Here is a 17407-nt window from a genome sequence, read left to right on the forward strand (position 1 = left end):
ATGAATGGGATACAGAATCGAAATTAATCAGAGTTACCTGTTCGAGTTGTGGCTATAAAGTTACTTTGAAACCAATGCCTAAGAAACCTTAAAAATTGTAGAGTTTTTCTAAGCGGGTTTTTGCTTCTTTTTCTTCTTGGTCTTTTCTCTTTTTGAGTTCTGCATCCATTGGGATTATGTGATATTGTTTATCAGGTGGTTCTACATTGGCAAGAATCCACTGCTTTTCTGAATTTTTCAAACTTAACACCGTGCACAGGCTATAGCAGTATTTGCCGTTTTCCCACCAATGCTTATCCTCAATCTCCACAAATTCAAAGGTCGATTGCTTTGTCTGCACCGGTTTTACTTTCTTTTGGAAAGGATTAGGATTAAATAATTTGTGCTTAAAGACTTCTACGGGTTGTTTGGTTATAGGGTGAGGTATTGTTTTTGTGGGTGGTTTTTTTATTAATCGGCGATTTTCATAGTAGCAATCGTCCCATTTGTGGAAGCGAAAGCGTTTTTGGCTTGTTCCCGCGATGGTTGGCAAGTCGCTATTTTTCATTTTTTTATCCCAAACCTCAAGAACACGCTTCCAAGGAGTAATTTTTGGGAGTTCGTAGGGGTCATTTTTAGGTTGACGCATAGACCCGTAAATTTCTGCTATGTGATTGAAGGATTTTTTAAAGCCCTGATAAACCCATTGCCGACCATAACTCATGCGAATAACGGGCTGTTTAGCATAGTATTGTCCGACCATGTACATTGACAGACCGCGAGCGCTTGTTATGGGCACGTCTTTGATGTTGACTCGGGGCGAGTTCCATAGTTCATCCCACTGTTCTTGAAGCCACTTAAACGGGATTGGGGGTACGTTGTGGGCTTTTCTGAAAATAACGTGCAGTACCCCGCCACCCTCGGCAGTTTTCACCTTGAAATAGCGGAATTTGAATTTGAACATGGCAAAATCAAGCGGATATTTAACGGCTAATTTGTCTCCGTGTAGCTCATAGCCGTATATGACGGTGCCTTTTTTGTTGCGGTAGAACTCTTTGGCAGAGTAGTTTTTTCTGCAAAATTGCATGTACATTCTTTTTTGTAGGAAGCGTTCTATGCGCTTTCTTAGCACAATAAAGGCGTTATTGAGCATTTTAACTTTAGCAAAGCGGTTTTTGCGATTTGTTTTGTCGTAGCGGGTTGTTAGGGTCATAAAGGTTAGGCGTTCTTTTCGTGATGATGCCAGCTTCATACCACTGTGTAGGCGCATGTAGTGGCGTTTTTGTTTTTTAGTAAATCTGCCCTTCCGATAGTATTCTCCCGTGTCAACACAAAATAGTCTGCCGTTTGGAGCTACTATGTAGCGTTGATTATCGGGCATAAGGAAGGTTTCGGGTAATCCGACAGGTGCAGAATGGGTACTTTCCCACTTAATTGTCAATTTTTAGGCTAAAGAACGCTACTTTAAAGGAAAAAGGGAAGCTAATCGGTGAAGTAGTCACTTGTTTGAAGTTCAAACCCTGCTCTTGGCACCACACCATACTTTTGGCATAAGCTTAAGACAGGTTTCTTTTCTATTTTTAAGAATGTTATTTTCTATTGTGATGCAATAGTAGAGCAGACTGAAATTGGAGTCAGAGTCAGATTAATTGAACCTATGTGCAATTTTTTCGGCATTTTTGAAACCAAAAGACGTAACATACCCTAATTATAAACAAATAAATACTGTAAACGCTATAGAGCAATAGATAAGAGATGAGGGTTGGATTATTTGGCTTTGGCAGAGCAGGTAAAGCAGTTGCAACTGTTCTGCTGCAAAGTGAAGAAGTGTATCTTTGCTGGGTTATAAGAAAATCAAAAGGTCTACAGCATCGTTCAGTTTCAGAATTCCTAGGCATTAAAAAAGATGAAATGCTACAATGTGATGGACAAGGATTAATTTTTCCTAAAGACGAATGGACGCCCCAGCGGCTATTTGATGTACATCCCGTGGATGTTATAATCGATTTCTCCTCTTCAAACGCTATCTTAGCTTACGGTGAGGAAGCCGCTAAAAGAGGCATAGCCATCGTCACAGCAATATCGGCGTATCCCCCTGAAACCATTGCGTATCTAAAAAAATTGGCGTGTCAAACAAAAATCCTTTGGTCACCCAACATAACCATAGGCATCAACTTTTTGATGCTGGCAGGTAAAATCCTCAAAAACATTGCACCCTACACTGACATTGAGCTTATTGAAGAGCATTTCAAAAACAAAAAAGAGGTTTCAGGAACCGCCATAAAAATTTCAGAAACCCTTGCTTTGCCACCTGCTGACATCAAATCCGTAAGGGTAGGAGGAGTTGTGGGTCGCCACGAAATCATCTTTGGTTTTCCCTTCCAGACTGTGCGTTTAATTCATGAATCTATCCAGCGAGAAGCATTTGGTAACGGTGCATTGTTTGCTGCTAAGAATCTTGTCGATAAAAAGAAGGGTTTGTACTCCATGGAGAATCTGCTTATACCCTATTTCAACTTGGAATAGCCTCTTTTTTTCACCCTGACACTTTCTTGAATTATCGGCTGATTTGGATAGAAAAATATTTAACAATATGCTGTTTTCTAGCCTTGTTCTCAAATAATTCACTTCCAAGTGGGGGAGGACATGTTAGTATGATTGATAATCCAGACCGAGCAGTTATTCGTGGACTTAAAGATGTTGCCGCAGCAGAAACACGCATTAGTTACGTGGATTTCAACGGTGCACTTTACTATTTAGGCTACAACATTGATGATCTTGTTGGGAAAGTAACTTACGCAGAAGTGGCCTACTTGCTTTTGCACAAGGAACTACCCAACCGCCAAGAATTAAACAATTTCACAACTGAACTCGTTTCAAACATGATTCTCCCAAGCGCCGTTGTTGACAGTATAAAAGCCAGCCCAAAAAACTGTCACCCAATGGATATTTTACGTACTGAAGTTTCACATCTTGGCGAATTTGACTCTGACGGACAAAACCTCTCTGACACAGTCAACATGAAACGTGCAATGCGCCTAATCGCTCAAGTACCGGTTATAGTTGCCACAATTTACAGAAGCCGCCAAGGGCTTGAAACTCCTGAACCTGAAAAAGAGTTCAGCTTCACCAAAAACTATCTCTACCTCATCAGAGGCGAAGTCCCCGAAGAAAGCGAAACCAACGTTCTACACCGTTACATGACCCTACACATTGACCACGGCTTTAACGCTTCAACTTTTGCAGCTCGAGTAACCGCCAGCACAAACTCAGACATGTACTCTGCAGTAACCTCAGCTATTGGAACACTAAAAGGACCAATTCATGGAGGAGCAAGCGAGAAAGTCATGGAAATGCTAGATGATGTTAACCTCCAAGAAGAAGTAGACGAATATATTAGCGGCTTGTTGGCTGACCAGAAAAAGATTATGGGTTTTGGTCACCGAATATATCGTGCTCAAGACCCAAGAACCAAGCATTTACGGGGCATGGTTGAAGACCTATGTCATCGTCAACGCACACTGGGCTTGTATAATAAATGTGTACAAATCGAAAACATAGTATATAACCGCAAAAAAATCTATCCCAACGTAGACTTCTATGCAGCCGTAACCATGGACGCGTTGGGAGTATCTAAAGAGTTCTTCACACCTTTTTTTGCTTCCAGCAGAATTACTGGCTGGGTATCTCACATTATTGAGCAATATGAGGATGCGGTTCTGCTACGTCCAGATGCCAAGTATGCGGGTCAATTTAACCGAGAATTTATCCCAATCGAAAACCGCTAAACCCAATTTTTTATGCTAAAATAATTTTTTCCTTTTCATGCAAAATTTTTTGTTTCCCCTTTTTATTCGAAAAACATATCTACCCACCTATACTTCTAGAAAATAGACACTCTTGGCATTGTTAATTTGTTTAAGAGGCGAGTGAGGATTGACAAAAAAAATTGTGATCCTGATTGTAATTGCACTGTGCATAGTTTTGTTATCATCCTTTGTGCTGGCCAGCTATCTTGCACCGAACCCGAAAAAGACTCTTAAAACAGACTTCAATGTCGGCGTCATGTACTGCGGAGATACCATTGAAGGCGCCAAACTTATGATAGACAGAGTGAAAGGCTACATGAACCTGTTTTTACAGAGCAATTCGCAGGTTGCTTTCAATGAAACGGCGCTGACGGAGGTTTGTGATTACGCAACAGATGCAGGGTTAAACTTCATTGTTAACTTGGGCACGGCAACATATTTGACAAACACTTCTACTTTGCCTAAATGGACTTGGCAGTATGACTGGTTGGATATGGCTAAGGAACGCTGGGGTACCAAGTTTTTAGGTGTTTACTATTATGATGAGCCAGGCGGCATTCACACCGACGCAGGATGGGTTGAAAACGCGTCCAGCAGTGACATTTTGGATTATCATACAACCTCCGAGTTTTACCGTTGGGTAATAATGAATGACGCGGGAATTCAGGCATTGCATGCACGCAACATCACCGTTTTTACTTCGGATTACGCTCTTTACTGGTTTGATTATCAGGCAGGCTACGACGTAATTCTGGGAGAGTTTGGCGCGAATTGCAGTTGTGCGCAGACAACCGCGATGGTACGGGGAGCAGCAGACATGCAAGGCAAAGATTGGGGTATCACGATAACTTGGAATTATGATAACCCACCATATCTTGAAGGCGCCGAGGAAATGTACAGTCACCTACTAACCGCTTACGAAACAGGTGCAAAATATGCGTTAATCTTTGATTATCCAACATACCCTGAGGATAACCCTTATGGAGTTTTAACTGATGAACACTTTAATGCGTTGGAGCGGTTCTGGAATGACATCACGGATATGTCATCTGAATCATTTGGGGTAATCAAAGCTGATGTAGCTCTTGTTTTGCCAACTGATTATGGTTGGGGTATGAGGCACCCACATGATAAAATATGGGGTGCGTGGGGTCCAGATGAGCTGTCTCCTGTCATTTGGGACATTTCGCGGGTGTTACTTGCGCATTATGGTTACAGCTTGGACATAATTTATGATGACAGCGCGTACCCCATAGGTAACCAGTACCAGCAGGTTTACTATTGGAACCAGACCTATCCCTGATGAATGCTGGAAACTATATTAGCTAAAACAGTTTTTTCTTAGGGTATGGAGAGCTAAAAGATGGAACTTCAAGAATGCATTACAAAAAGAAGAAGCATAAGAGCCTTCACCGAAGAAGCTGTGCCAAAAGAGCTAATTGATACAGTTTTGGAAGCGGGCATTTGGGCTCCTACAGGCATGCACCGTGAACCTTGGCGGTTTGTAGTTATCGAAAACAAGAAATTAATCAAGTACGTTTCCGATGAAACAAAACAACTTGTCCAAAAATACATGCCACCCTTAGCCACGCAGTTCTCCACAGACCTTGACGTAGTGTGCTACAACGCGCCAGTCCTCATAATGATTTGCACAGAAAAAGACCCCCAATGGAAAGACGTAAACCTTCTCGACTGTGTTTTAGCATCACAAAACATGTTCCTAAAAGCGCATGAACTGGGCTTAGGAACCTGCTACATGGGCTTTGTAAACCTAATCAACAGCAAACCCGAAATCCTACGCAAACTTGGGATTTCAGAAAACTATGACATGATGGTGCCGTTTGTGCTGGGTTATCCTAAGAATCCTTTGGGCACAGGAAAAAGAAAAAAGCCTGTAATTTTAAACTGGGAAAAATAAACGCCATTTTTTTAGGCGTATTCCCTAAAAGTGTGACCACACTTGGTGCAACGCATAAACTGCGTGGATGCTTCATCTCCTCCGCGGGTTTGCACTTGCCACACGTAGACTTCGTTGTTTCCGCATTTTTCGCATTTCATTTTGATTGTTTGCATGGTGCTGATTTTCTGGTCTTCTTCTGTAATGACTGTGAGGGTTTCTTGCACTTTAGGCTGGAAAACCTTTGTTACTTTTAGTTCATCCTTTTTGTCTGCAGCCTGTTTGATGTAGCCGCACTTATAGCAGGACAAAACTGTGCCATCTCGGGTTCTTTTGGGCGAAAGAAAACAACCGCAGGTTGGACAAAATTCCATTCTAAAACCTCTGTACTATTGAATAACCCAAAGGTAATATCAGCATTCGATATAAGGATTTTTTTGCAGAAAAACAATGAATCAGGCAATCATGAAAGAACTGGTTTATAGAACATGAAAGTAAATATGCAAGCCTGTTTTAGGGCTTAGAGATGACAATAATGAGCACCCCCAATGAATGGCAAACTGTACAACACGCCCTGTCCTACCTGTCAAGAGCCGATAAGCTCCCTCACCGAACAGAAGGCGAAGCAGTACTACTTCAACAAATCCCAACAGGTGCTAAGCGGATTCTGGATTTAGGCACAGGTGATGGGCGACTCCTTGCTCTGGTGAAAACTGCGTGTCCAACTGTTGAAGGGGTAGCGCTTGATTTTTCTGAACCCATGTTAACCGAGGCAAAGAAAAGATTTGCTCAGGACACGAAAATCACATACTTCAATCATGATATGTCCAATCCCCTTCCAAGCGGGAAACTTGGCTGCTTTGACATGGTGGTTTCCAGCCTTGCAATTCACCATTTAACACACCAAAGAAAAAAGCAGCTTTATCAGGAAATATTCGACCTGCTGAACCCCAAAGGAACCTTCTGCAATCTAGAACATGTATCCTCACCAACACAAAACATTCATTTACAGTTCCTGCAAGCCATAGCCATTAAACCTGAAGATGAAGACCCCTCAAACAAACTGCTGGACATGCAAACACAACTTGAATGGCTAAAGCAAATAGGATTTGAAGATGTGGATTGCCACTGGAAATGGATGGAAGTAGCTCTGCTTTGCGGCGTTAAACCCTAAGAGTTTTGGATTTTTTGCAGCCAGTTCCTACAGCGTTGCTCGGTTAAGCCTGTGCCTGACTCCGCGTCGAGTCGTTTGCTGATTTTTCCGTTTTCAAAGTAAATCAGGGTTGGCACGGCTTCAACATTGTAGGTCACCCACATAGGATTATCGAAATCGTCAATGTTAACGTGGATTATGTGCTCAAAGCCGTAGTCGTTAAGGGTTTTGTCTGTGGTTGCAAGAAAGTTTCTGCAGTAGTGGCACCATGAAGCGTAGAAAAGCGCCAGAACCTTTGGATTTTCCTTTAATTGTTCATCCAATTGTTTCTGAGAATCTATCTGAATCAAAATTTTCACCTTAAAATACCCAATTGCGTTCTTCTTAAACTTAGTGTTCCGCAACAGTTCCCTAAAGAAGAAGGGGGATATTGGAAAATGTTGATAAACAAGCAAAACCAAATATGTGGCAAATTCGGTTGAGGAAAAATGGATAAGGCAGACAAAACCGTCATATTTGCCGTAGTTATACTGGTTTCAATTTGCGGCGCCATTATTATTTCAGGGTTACACTCAACCGTTGCCCCTTCAGATTACGTTTTGAAAGGTAACTTTACTGTTGCGTCCACTGAAAAGTACTCTGGCGGAACAACATACGTTGTTGTTTGGCATGGCGCAAACGCAACCTGTCAAGTGAACACTAACTTCTCATATACCTATCAGGAATTTCAAGTGTTTGAGGGCAAAAACTTTACAATACCTGTGACTGAGCCAATGCACCTCTACGAAAACTTTACTAAACTGTTAACGCTTTACCCATAGAAGAGATAATTATGCGAGAGCGGCACTACCTAGTTTTTACAATGATTTTTATGGTTATAACTTTGGGCGCAGTCTTATTCCTTAGTCTCAATGATTTAAACACTAAAGTCTATACCCGTCACGTTACCATCGAATCCAAATTCATGGAGAACGGCAATTACATGGTAAACTGTACAGACACAACCTTTGAAATACAAAACAGCAACGCAACCATCAACGAAAACCTGTATAATTCAATAATAGAAAACAAAACCTACACACTAAAACTCTCCTTTGACATCAAAAACAACATCTGGAACATACTAGAAGCAACACCAGCCACACCCTAACCATCTTTTAAGCAAACCAATTGTGGACAATTGCAGGTTTCCAAAGTAACAATCTAATACTTTAACACTGAATAAGTAGCAGTGAAGAACTTGGGTAAACCCTACAGACGCGGCTATGCAGTTGCAGTACTGCTGGGCATAGAACAAAACAGTGCAGCCACATGGAAAATTTTCAGCAACGTCGCCAAACCAGACAAAATCATCACCCTAACTGGCGAGCGCAAAGACCAAAAAGCACTCTACAACTTCCACGAAACTCTAATCAACGCACTACGCCCCAGCATCAAAGAAGGCACAAAAAGCATCGTAATCGCGGCGCCATCCAAAACCAGTTTTGCTCAAGACTTTCTTGGTCATGCCCGTTCGCATCATTCATGGCTATTCTCTGGAGAAGGCAAAGCAACGTTTTCTCAAATTACTGGTTCAGCTGTTACGCCGCCTCAGGTAGCAGCAATAACCCGAACAGCCCAGTTCAAAGAATTAATTGAGCAAACCACAATAACAGAAACCGAAAACCTGCAAAGCATAATAGAAAGGCGGTTGGGTACAATGGACAATTACGTCCTGTTCTCGCTACAAGAAGCAGAAAACGCCATATTCAACCCGCAAACCGTAGGCAAACCCAGCCCCGAGTACCTGCTGCTCACCAACAATTACCTTAAGGGCAGTCGCCAAAAAAACCGTGTGCACAGGCTCATGCAAATAGCCCAAAACAAGCAGATTAAAACTCGCGTCGTCAATGAAGACTCAGCCGCAGGTGCCCGCATAAATCAGCTCGGCGGCATCATTTGCCTTTTAAAGTAACCGCTCAAATTTCAAGTCGGCAACTGAGATTTTTCCTTCATGCAAAGCTGTAGCCAACAAAACCCCGCTGGCACCCAAATTTTCCAGTTCAACCAAATCCTCTATGGTTCTTATGCCGCCGCCGACATAAACGCTGGAACGTGTTTGTTCAATGATTTTTTTTAGGAAAACAGTATCGACACCTTCGTTGCTGCCTACCCGCGTCAAATCAAGCACAATAAATTCACTGATGCCCATGCCCTCAAAATCCGAAAGCAACGCCTGTGGGTCTTGTTTTTCGTTTAAACCCAAAATTGCCCCGTTTTTCATGTCTAAACTCACTACCACATTATTACGTCCCACTTCCCAAATTATTTCAGAAACAAAGTCTTTATGGGTCAGGGTTTCAGTTCCAACTATAATTTTGGAGACACCACAATTCAGCAGTTTCTGGGCGGCATCCAAAGTGGTAACTCCTGCATCAACCATCAGCTTGAGTCCTGTTTTCTGTACAATCTCGCTAAAAAGCGGGTAATTTGCAGTTTGATGTAAAATAGCGTCTAAATCTGCAACGTATAGCTCCCTAAAGCCTAAGCTCCTGAACACACAAGCAACCTCTAAGGGGTCTGCGGTTTTGCACAAGACACTTTTGAGCGGCTGGTACTCTTTACGGTTTCCACGTACTGCATGAACTGCAACGCCGTTTAGTATGTCAATAACGGGAATGATTTTCAAGCAGATATCACACTGAAAAATAGTTTTTGCTGATACAAAAACTTACCCTGTTCAGAGCAACATTTTCTATTTGCACCTATTCGAGTAAAGAAAAGGGTCGGGTGTTTAAGAGGGAAGTTGCTAACATTTTCAGTCTTAGGTCATGAACCTCTTTACGACCTCATAGAGCACACTGGTTCCAAAGACAAGGTTATCGACGGTTATGCGCTCATCAATGCCGTGCATACGTTTTTCCAGTTTATCTTGAGGCTCATCAGGAATCATAGGGTGAAAACCGTAACATACGCTACCAGCTTCCCTGAAATATCTAGAATCCGTACCGCCTGTCATCATCATCGGCGTAACTCCACAGTTTGGCTCCAAATCTTTTAGCACAGAAACTATGGCGTCATAGAGTGGTGTTTGCAGGGATGATTCAGAACCGTCATGCATCTGAAGAATCTCAAAAGACAACTTATCCAAACCGACATCAACCAGCAAACTCTTAAACAGCGCCAAAGTCTCATCTACGCTCTGACCAGGCAAAACGCGACAGTCAAAAACGGCTTCGCACTCTGAAGGAATAATGTTTGCTTTCACTCCGCCATGAACGATTGTTGGTGCAAGAGTCATTTTGATTCTAGGCTTAATTTCATGCGCCAACATTTCGCCTTGAGCTTCTAACTCATCAAGCACAGCTTCGCTTTCTTCAGGATTTGCCTGCATTTTAGCGAAGGGCTCGGATAATTGCTCATTGAATTTAGCGATTACCTCAAGGTACTGCTTAAGGGTTGGCACAAATTCAATTTTAGCACGATAACTGCTTAAAATTGAAATCACCTTATTCATGCGCAATACAGCATTGTCAGCCATGTTGGGCATGGAACCGTGACCGGGAACCCCTTTGGCTTTGATTTTGAACCATAAAATTCCCTTTTCAGCAGTTTGCACAGGAAACACATTACCCTTTTTTGTAGGAACCGCCAAGCCGCCACCCTCATTAATAACATATGGCGCCCAGACTTTCTCGCGGAAATTACGCAGCAAATACCCTGCACCTGCTTCTCCGCCGCATTCCTCATCCGCGGTTGCAGCCAGCATAACATCTCCTTTGAGGGGCACATTGTTACGTTTTAAAAGTTTAAGTGTCATAAGCTCGATTGCGGTCATGCCTTTCATGTCGTAGGCGCCGCGTCCCCAAACGTAGCCGTCTTTGACTTTGCCTTCAAATGGGGGAACACTCCACTCAGCAGGATTAGCAGCTACCACATCGATGTGAGATAGTAGAAGTAGATTGGGTTTTTGTCCTGAACCAGCGAGCCTTGTGATTAGGCTGCCTCGTGTTGGGGCAGATTCAATAATTTCGCATTGTATGCCATCTTCTTGCAAGGTTTGGGCTATGAATTTTGCAGCTGCAATTTCGTTCCCTGGCGGGTTTGTTGTGTTTATTTTGATTAGATTGCTTAGGAGTGTGGTGATTTCTTTTTCAGTTTCTTTAAGTAGTTTTATTGCCAATTTGGGATTACCTTTAATAGGTAGTTAATTGTGTGTTTTTCTGATAAGGTTATCTGAATGCTAACTCTTATGGGTTGACGCCGTTTTTTTACATTTTTTAACATTAGATTTATATATTGCAAAAAAATGCATATTATTCAAGATGAAGTATCATGAAGGGTTTAAAACCAATAGATTATAAGTTGCTATTTGAATTGATGAAAGATTCGCATAGAAGCGATAGGCAACTTGCAAGAGCAATCGGTGTATCACAGCCAACCGTAACTCGGCGCCGTGCACTGCTAGAAAAGAACTACATTGAAGGCTACACCGTCATACCCAAACTAGGACAAATCGGTTTTGAAATGGCGGCATTCAACTTCATAAAAAGCAAAGCCAAACTGACAACAAACAAAGACAAAGAAGAAGCCCAAAAGAAACTAAAAGAATGGTACCTAAAGCAACCAAACGTTATCATGGTTTCTGAAGGAACAGGTATGGGCTGGGACGCGATGGTTATATCGCTACACGAGAACTTTTCAAGTTACTCAGAATTCATCCGAACCCAAAATGCCGAATTAGCTGATTGGGTAGTTGAAAGCCAAACCTTTAATGTTGACCTTAAAACTGGAATTGTTCTAAAATCATTCCACCTAAAATATTTGGCATCATTAAAAGCAGGTAAAAACTAAACCATTCCTTTTCTTTTAGTTAATTCACCAATACCTTTTTTTAAGAAACCGCTCTATCAGCAACTTAGACCTTCTTTAGCGCATTGCACATAAAAACAACCCACTCAGGTTCCACTATAAATAGGAAACCTCAACAATGCAACAAGACCCCCAAGACCCAAAAGCTTCACCCCAGCCTCATGCTCACTACTAACCACAGAAATAGCCGCATTACGCTTCTCCACATCATGCATAAGCGTCTCAAGTTTCAGCCGTGTCTCATCAGGAGCATCCCGTAAGGTAATATCAGTAACAATTAAACGTTCAACCGCACCCATCATAACCGCGTTCTCCACAGCCTCAAACCCATACACAACCGTACCCTCACTCTTACCAAGGCGCTTCATGGCTTCCTCAACAACTTGGGTTTCCTCTACAATCCGAAGCTGATTCGCAGCCTTCAAAAGCACGCCTGAACGAAGAGCCTCATAAATCCCCGCGGGTCCGCCATTATTGACGCTTTTGATGTCAACAACAGATTTGCCTATTTCTCGGGCTTCTTCGGATAGGTAACTGGCAAAGTCAGTCTTTACGTAGCCGACGCCGACAATCACGATTGGGCTGTGGGTTTGCTGCCAAAGCTGATTTAGGCTGGTTTGAACGCGTTTGAAATAGCCCTTTGTGGCTTCAACACGTTTATCAGCATCGTTTTTCCCTGGAAGTTTGATGCGTTCTTCAACTTTTATTTCCACGCCATACTGCTTAGTTTCCGCAACCGCAAAACCCTCATCATCAATACTAAGAATAAGCAGAGGTTTTTCGGCTTCGCTGGCTCTCTGCAACCTATCCAGCAAATGTTTTGACCACTCTTTTTTCACGATGGTAACAGGCTGATTAAGCGCAATGCTAATCGTATGATGTGCGCCTGTTGGAATAATTTCTGGAGCATGACAAATCAAGCCGTGAACCCGCAGTTTCCCAAGAAACTTATCCCAACTCACCGACTCCACCGTTACCCCCATAAAAGCAGAAACTCGTTCAGCGCTTTTTGGTCTTGAGCATTCGGTGTCGGATTTTATGGCTCTGGAGGTGTAAGCGTAAACCTCATCACCCTTGTAAATTACGTTGTATAGGTGCCATAGGTCGTCTTGTGTGTCTGGGACCACTTTTAGGAAGCCTTGCCGCAGGTTTTTTTCAATTATTTTCACGGGGTTGCATCTCTGCAGTTAGTTTGTGTTTGGGCAGATAAAAATACGCCGATACAAAACCAAGCTGAAAAAGGATTTTTTAGCCTAAATTTTAAATGCGTTCATTACGCTATCAAAGGAAGTAACAACAAATAGCAACAAGGTAATATTCATGAGTAGTGAACAATCAGTCCTCAAAAAAAACACATCAAGCTTTAGCGCCCAAAAAATAGTAGGAGTAATCTCAGACACCCATGTACCATCAAGAGCAAGAGGACTACCCAAACAAGTTTTTGAAATATTTGAAAAAGCAGACTACATAATCCACGCTGGCGACATAGTAGAGCTTGCAGTGGTCGATGAACTGGAGCAGTTAGCGCCTGTTTTGGCTGTTTATGGAAACATGGATGGTCCAAGCGTTAGTGGCGCGTTGCCTAAGATGAGTTCGCTTAAGGTGTTTGGCTGGAAAATTGGGGTTATGCATGACCCCAGCACCGCGTTTGGAATGAACAAGATGCGGGAAATTGCCAAGCAGAACAGCTTTGACGTTTTTGTGTATGGGCACACGCATGTTGCCAATATTAAATGGGAAAACAAAATGCTATACATTAATCCGGGGAGCCCAACGGATTCGCCTTCTTTTGCTAAGCCATCGGTTGCTTTGCTTAGGGTTTCTGAGGGCAGTATTGAACCGGAAATAGTTCATTTTGAACATTAAAGATAGGATGGGCATTGGCACAGGCTACAAACTGGTTAAACCCCTAATCTTATGTTTTCGGAGAAATCCCCTTTAAGAGCAGACTTTCTCTCTTTCTAAAAGAGTGAGCTGTGACGCCGACTAATTTTAACGCCTAAAAACACAGTTACCGCCATAGCAAAAAGGAAAACAATTATTGGCAATAAGCTGTGCTCTGGAAACTTGGGAACAGATTCGGGAGAACCCATTGGGTCGTCCTCTATGATAGTGGGCGTTTGTGTTGGAGTTGAAGTTGAGGTTGGGGTCGGAGTTGATGTTGTTTTTGCTTTTCCGCCCCCTCCACCTCCTCCGCCACTGTTGGAGTTTTCGTTTTGCTTGGTTTCTGTGGGTTGAGGTGTTGGTGTGAGGGTTATTGTGAAGGTTAAACGTGCGTTTGAATCTGCCACAGTAATATTATGGGTGACTCCGGTGGGGGCTGAAGGAATAAGCGCAGTTCCCACAAAGCTTCCTGAGCTATCTGCTACGGCGGTGCCGATAGAAGCTGCGTTATCCCAAAAAAAAGACACAGGTCCCGGATGGAACCATTTGCCAGAAACGCTGATGCTTTGTCCTGCTTGTGCAGTGACGTTAGAGACAAAAACCGTGTTGCCCCCAATAAGCCCTGATGCAGTGTAGTTGCTTACGCATGTTAATCCTCTATGCATCTGGCTGAAAGGCGTGGTGGTTATGCAGGTTAAACCGTTGCTGACGTACTGCACTCGAAAAGCAATGTTAACTGAAAACTCGGGGTTGTCGCCTGCGGGGTTAACCTGCAATAGGTCTGCCACATTTAAAGGGTAGGTGAAATCATTTGTTAATGTTGTTATCGTTCCTATTGGCTCCCACACGTCTGTGAGGGGATTAAGATACGACAGCATCAACTGCGCGTTAGACGCAAAATTTACCCCAAAAAGAGTAACGGGGCAGGATGCTGCTCCATATGTTGGGGAAACTGTCAGCGTCGGCATCGCAGTGGAGTAATACGTTGACAGGTAAATGTGCTTACCCAGAACTGTTTGCATTGGCACAGCCGCAGACACAGTGTTTGCAACCGAGAAAAATGACACTGACCCAGCAGTCCCCGATTCGTAAATATCCAAAAAGAATTGCTGATTGTAAAAGTTTGGCATGTAACTTTTGAACTCTGATATGTCCAAAACCACATTATTGTCTCCGATAGGCAAAGAGCCGCCCATGATGAACTCGTTGAAACTTTTTAAGGCGATAGGCGCGGAAGGGTTGCCTAAGCCGACAGAGATTGCGCAGGCGCTTCTTGCATGGTTAATCTGGAATTTAGCCAGCAAACTAGGCTGGTAGTTCACATTATCACAGTAGAACATACATGCGCTGCCAAGGCTTACTCTTTGCTTCATTGCCTCGTAGGAAATCCAGTAGCATCCGTCTGGAACTTTTTCCCAGACGCCTATCCCCCACGTGTTCGCAATTTTAAACGCGCCATAATGAGTTACTCCACCCTCAAGATACGCTACACCATCATCATATCCAACTATGGTGGCTGCGTGATTAACGACGGGGTTAACGTAATTGTCAAGGGTTAAAACGTCATTGCTGGTCAACAGAGAAGCAGTGCTGTTTCGCAGCTTGTAAGCGTCCATAGCGATGATGGCAAGGTTGCCTGAGGCAAGCAAATCTTTAACGTTGCCTAAGCCCGCGTCTGTGTTGAGGTTTATGTATTGGTAGCCGCCGCTTCCACGGTTCAATGGTGCCTCCGCCCAAGCTGCTTCAGAAGGCCAAGTTAGAAAGTCTTCCTGATTATACGGCATACTAGCCCATGAGCACTCGCCAATTGAGCAGACCAGTTGAATGGCGGTTTGGAAATTAGAGCCGCCGTCTACACCATTATTAACGAGGTTATAAATGAATGCAGGAGACATAATTTTATCCTGATACTCAGGGGTTGGATATCCAGGTATGCCGCCTTCCATTTTCGCCGATGAAACTGCCCATCCGTGCTCTTTGGCTTCTTGGAAAGTTTTAACGTAGTAGCCCGTTGCCCAGCCCACGCAGGATGCTTGTTGGCCTTGGTTTCCAATAGGCGGGAAATATGGGGAGGTTGACCAGTCCACGCTTGCAGGTGATGCTCCCGCTGTTTTGTCCACGATGTAGGCGTTTTGGGCGATGTCGCTCCATTGCTGCTCTGTGGGTGGGCTCAGTCCCGTGCCGTATCCGCTGATGATTTGGCTGTAGTTTTTGCCCGGTTCGTATGTGCCGATGCTGATTTTTAGCTGCGCAAGCTCGCTTGGGGTAATCTTGTGAGTTTTAACTTGCGCTGTGTCCTCCGTGTTGAGGGGCTGGTTTGGGGGTTGTTTAGGTGAAACTTGAACATTAAAGCATACAAGAACAATCAAACAAATCAAGCAAAACGCTAAGCCAGCATGAACTGCTTTAATTGTTTCTTCCTCCTAAAATTTGCCCTACTTCAAAGAGGCTTTTGAAAAAACCCGTGGGCTCCAAAGAGCCAGTCTTTTTCCAGCTAAAACATGAACCAGTGAAGTATTAAATAATTAGTGATGGACAAAAGTTACAACAACCCAAAAATACTGCGCCAACAAAAAGGTTCCCTATGCAACGCTCATACTCACGCTTACTTGGCGTCATCGGAAAACCCAACACAGGCAAATCCACATTTTTTAGCGCCGCCACACTTGCCGCAGCAGAAACGGCAAATTACCCCTTCACCACCATCAAACCCAACCGCGGCGTCGGCTACGTCCGAACCAAATGCGTTCATGAAGAATTTAACGTCCAAGATAATCCCCGCAACAGCCTCTGCCTTGACGGAGCCCGATTGGTTCCTGTGGAAATTATTGATGTTGCAGGTATCGTGCCGGGCGCGTGGGAAGGTAAAGGATTGGGGAATCAGTTTTTGGATGAGATTCGCAGGGCGGATGCGTTGATTCATATTGTGGATGCTTCGGGTGGCACGGATTGTGAGGGAAAAAGCTGCAAGCTTGGCGAGCATGACCCCGTAGAGGATGTGCAGTTTTTGGAGCGGGAAATCACCATGTGGATGGTCACGATTCTCAAGAAGGACTGGGACAAAATCGCCCGCACCGCCGAAGCCGACAAGAAGGGCATCACACACCACTTAGAGGACCGATTAAATGGGCTCAGCATCAAACGTGTCTACGTTGGCGAAGCCGTCCGAAAAGCTGGGCTTAACATGGATAAGCCCGCGACTTGGACGGATGAGGATTTTTACCGCTTCGTGGACAACCTGCGCAGAATTTCCAAGCCCATGCTGATTGTTGCTAACAAGATTGATTTGCCCTCGGCTAAGGACAACGTTGAGCGACTTAGAAAGCTGGATTACATGGTTGTTCCCTGCTCTGCTGAGGCAGAACTGGCACTAAGGCGCGCGGCGGAGAGGGGCTTGATTGAGTACCGCCCAGGCGATGCTGATTTTAAAATTGTGCAGCCTGAGAAGCTCTCGGCGGGGCAAATTAAGGGATTAGAGTCAATTCGCGAAAAAATCATGCAGACCAACGGCTCCACGGGCGTGCAAGAAGCCATAAACACCGCGTACCTCAAACTGCTGGACATGATAACTGTGTACCCCGTTGAAGACGCCGAGCACCTAACTGACCACAACGGACGCGTCCTACCCGACGCTTACCTTGTCCCCAACGGCACCACCGCCCACCAATTCGCCTACATCATCCACACCGAACTCGGCAACAGCTTCCTATACGCCATAAACGCACGAGACAAACGCAGAATAGGAGAAGACACCACCCTAAAAGACAAAGACGTAATCAGCATCATAAGCACACAAAAAAGAACATAATTCACATCAAAAATTAAACTCACCCA

Annotated in this window: 18 protein-coding genes; 11 read left to right on the forward strand and 7 right to left on the reverse strand. The window is 43.8% G+C overall.

Annotated elements, in window-relative coordinates:
- Positions 1-88 precede the first annotated feature (88 nt).
- The gene (locus tag NWF01_09140) at positions 89-1420 is read right to left on the reverse strand and encodes a hypothetical protein (protein ID MCW4025182.1); all 1332 of its coding nucleotides are present in this window, start codon (positions 1418-1420) and stop codon (positions 89-91) included.
- 314 nt (positions 1421-1734) lie between these two features.
- Here NWF01_09140 and NWF01_09145 point away from each other — a divergent pair, with 314 nt between their 5' ends.
- From NWF01_09145 to NWF01_09160, 4 genes are all read left to right on the forward strand, one after another.
- Entirely contained in the window at positions 1735-2505 is a 771-nt protein-coding gene (locus NWF01_09145; protein MCW4025183.1) for a dihydrodipicolinate reductase, read from the forward strand.
- A 128-nt stretch (positions 2506-2633) separates the two neighbouring features.
- A complete protein-coding gene (locus tag NWF01_09150) occupies positions 2634-3767 on the forward strand; it encodes a citrate synthase (GenBank protein MCW4025184.1) in 1134 nt (377 codons plus the stop codon).
- A 148-nt stretch (positions 3768-3915) separates the two neighbouring features.
- The gene (locus tag NWF01_09155; protein MCW4025185.1) at positions 3916-5091 is read left to right on the forward strand and encodes a hypothetical protein; all 1176 of its coding nucleotides are present in this window, start codon (positions 3916-3918) and stop codon (positions 5089-5091) included.
- 60 nt (positions 5092-5151) lie between these two features.
- The gene (locus tag NWF01_09160) at positions 5152-5706 is read left to right on the forward strand and encodes a nitroreductase family protein (GenBank protein MCW4025186.1); all 555 of its coding nucleotides are present in this window, start codon (positions 5152-5154) and stop codon (positions 5704-5706) included.
- A gap of 11 nt (positions 5707-5717) precedes the next feature.
- On the opposite strand, the gene NWF01_09165 is transcribed toward NWF01_09160, so the two are convergent.
- Positions 5718-6059, reverse strand: coding sequence for a transcription factor S (locus tag NWF01_09165; protein MCW4025187.1), 342 nt, complete (start codon positions 6057-6059; stop codon positions 5718-5720).
- A gap of 161 nt (positions 6060-6220) precedes the next feature.
- On the opposite strand from NWF01_09165, the gene NWF01_09170 reads away from it, so the two are divergent.
- Complete coding sequence (locus tag NWF01_09170; GenBank protein MCW4025188.1) at positions 6221-6859, forward strand: class I SAM-dependent methyltransferase; 639 nt, start codon at positions 6221-6223, stop codon at positions 6857-6859.
- Here NWF01_09170 and NWF01_09175 read toward each other — a convergent pair.
- On the reverse strand, positions 6856-7188 hold the full coding sequence (locus NWF01_09175) for a thioredoxin family protein (GenBank protein ID MCW4025189.1): 333 nt from the start codon (positions 7186-7188) through the stop codon (positions 6856-6858). The genes NWF01_09170 and NWF01_09175 overlap by 4 nt on opposite strands.
- A 138-nt stretch (positions 7189-7326) precedes the next feature.
- On the opposite strand from NWF01_09175, the gene NWF01_09180 reads away from it, so the two are divergent.
- The 3 genes from NWF01_09180 to NWF01_09190 all read left to right on the forward strand — a co-directional run bounded on the left by NWF01_09180 (position 7327) and on the right by NWF01_09190 (position 8792).
- Positions 7327-7659: a hypothetical protein gene (locus NWF01_09180; protein MCW4025190.1), complete on the forward strand. Its 333-nt coding sequence runs from the start codon at positions 7327-7329 to the stop codon at positions 7657-7659.
- Between the two features lie 11 nt (positions 7660-7670).
- Positions 7671-7988 (forward strand): hypothetical protein, encoded by a 318-nt coding sequence (locus NWF01_09185; protein ID MCW4025191.1) that lies wholly within the window; start codon positions 7671-7673, stop codon positions 7986-7988.
- Positions 7989-8078: 90 nt separating this feature from the next.
- On the forward strand, positions 8079-8792 hold the full coding sequence (locus NWF01_09190) for a hypothetical protein (GenBank protein MCW4025192.1): 714 nt from the start codon (positions 8079-8081) through the stop codon (positions 8790-8792).
- Here the strand turns inward: NWF01_09190 and NWF01_09195 are convergent.
- Positions 8784-9506 (reverse strand): HisA/HisF-related TIM barrel protein, encoded by a 723-nt coding sequence (locus NWF01_09195; GenBank protein ID MCW4025193.1) that lies wholly within the window; start codon positions 9504-9506, stop codon positions 8784-8786. The two genes, NWF01_09190 and NWF01_09195, sit on opposite strands and share 9 nt — an antisense overlap.
- Positions 9507-9641: 135 nt before the next feature.
- Positions 9642-11000, reverse strand: a complete 1359-nt coding sequence (locus tag NWF01_09200) for a M20/M25/M40 family metallo-hydrolase (GenBank protein MCW4025194.1) — start codon at positions 10998-11000, stop codon at positions 9642-9644.
- Between the two features lie 152 nt (positions 11001-11152).
- Between NWF01_09200 and NWF01_09205 the strand changes: the two genes are divergently transcribed.
- Entirely contained in the window at positions 11153-11671 is a 519-nt protein-coding gene (locus NWF01_09205) for an Lrp/AsnC family transcriptional regulator (protein MCW4025195.1), read from the forward strand.
- 104 nt (positions 11672-11775) lie between these two features.
- Here the strand turns inward: NWF01_09205 and NWF01_09210 are convergent, their stop codons facing one another.
- A complete protein-coding gene (locus NWF01_09210) occupies positions 11776-12858 on the reverse strand; it encodes an mRNA surveillance protein pelota (protein MCW4025196.1) in 1083 nt (360 codons plus the stop codon).
- Between the two features lie 151 nt (positions 12859-13009).
- Between NWF01_09210 and NWF01_09215 the strand changes: the two genes are divergently transcribed.
- The gene (locus NWF01_09215) at positions 13010-13555 is read left to right on the forward strand and encodes a metallophosphoesterase (protein MCW4025197.1); all 546 of its coding nucleotides are present in this window, start codon (positions 13010-13012) and stop codon (positions 13553-13555) included.
- 95 nt (positions 13556-13650) lie between these two features.
- Here NWF01_09215 and NWF01_09220 read toward each other — a convergent pair whose 3' ends face one another.
- Positions 13651-15942, reverse strand: a complete 2292-nt coding sequence (locus NWF01_09220; GenBank protein ID MCW4025198.1) for a C1 family peptidase — start codon at positions 15940-15942, stop codon at positions 13651-13653.
- A 215-nt stretch (positions 15943-16157) separates the two neighbouring features.
- Between NWF01_09220 and NWF01_09225 the strand changes: the two genes are divergently transcribed.
- Positions 16158-17381, forward strand: coding sequence for a redox-regulated ATPase YchF (locus NWF01_09225; protein MCW4025199.1), 1224 nt, complete (start codon positions 16158-16160; stop codon positions 17379-17381).
- Positions 17382-17407: the final 26 nt, after the last annotated feature.

Source organism: Candidatus Bathyarchaeota archaeon, from assembly GCA_026014585.1.
Classification (GTDB): Archaea; Thermoproteota; Bathyarchaeia; order Bathyarchaeales; family Bathycorpusculaceae; genus Bathycorpusculum.

Excerpts from the sequence above, each read along its gene's own strand:
- NWF01_09145 (MCW4025183.1), top strand. The coding sequence starts at position 1,735 with ATGAGGGTTGGATTATTTGGCTTTGGCAGAGCAGGTAAAGCAGTTGCA.
- NWF01_09150 (MCW4025184.1), top strand. The coding sequence starts at position 2,634 with ATGATTGATAATCCAGACCGAGCAGTTATTCGTGGACTTAAAGATGTT.
- NWF01_09160 (MCW4025186.1), top strand. The coding sequence starts at position 5,152 with ATGGAACTTCAAGAATGCATTACAAAAAGAAGAAGCATAAGAGCCTTC.
- NWF01_09165 (MCW4025187.1), bottom strand. The coding sequence starts at position 6,059 with ATGGAATTTTGTCCAACCTGCGGTTGTTTTCTTTCGCCCAAAAGAACC.
- NWF01_09170 (MCW4025188.1), top strand. The coding sequence starts at position 6,221 with ATGAGCACCCCCAATGAATGGCAAACTGTACAACACGCCCTGTCCTAC.
- NWF01_09180 (MCW4025190.1), top strand. The coding sequence starts at position 7,327 with ATGGATAAGGCAGACAAAACCGTCATATTTGCCGTAGTTATACTGGTT.
- NWF01_09185 (MCW4025191.1), top strand. The coding sequence starts at position 7,671 with ATGCGAGAGCGGCACTACCTAGTTTTTACAATGATTTTTATGGTTATA.
- NWF01_09205 (MCW4025195.1), top strand. The coding sequence starts at position 11,153 with ATGAAGGGTTTAAAACCAATAGATTATAAGTTGCTATTTGAATTGATG.
- NWF01_09215 (MCW4025197.1), top strand. The coding sequence starts at position 13,010 with ATGAGTAGTGAACAATCAGTCCTCAAAAAAAACACATCAAGCTTTAGC.
- NWF01_09225 (MCW4025199.1), top strand. The coding sequence starts at position 16,158 with ATGCAACGCTCATACTCACGCTTACTTGGCGTCATCGGAAAACCCAAC.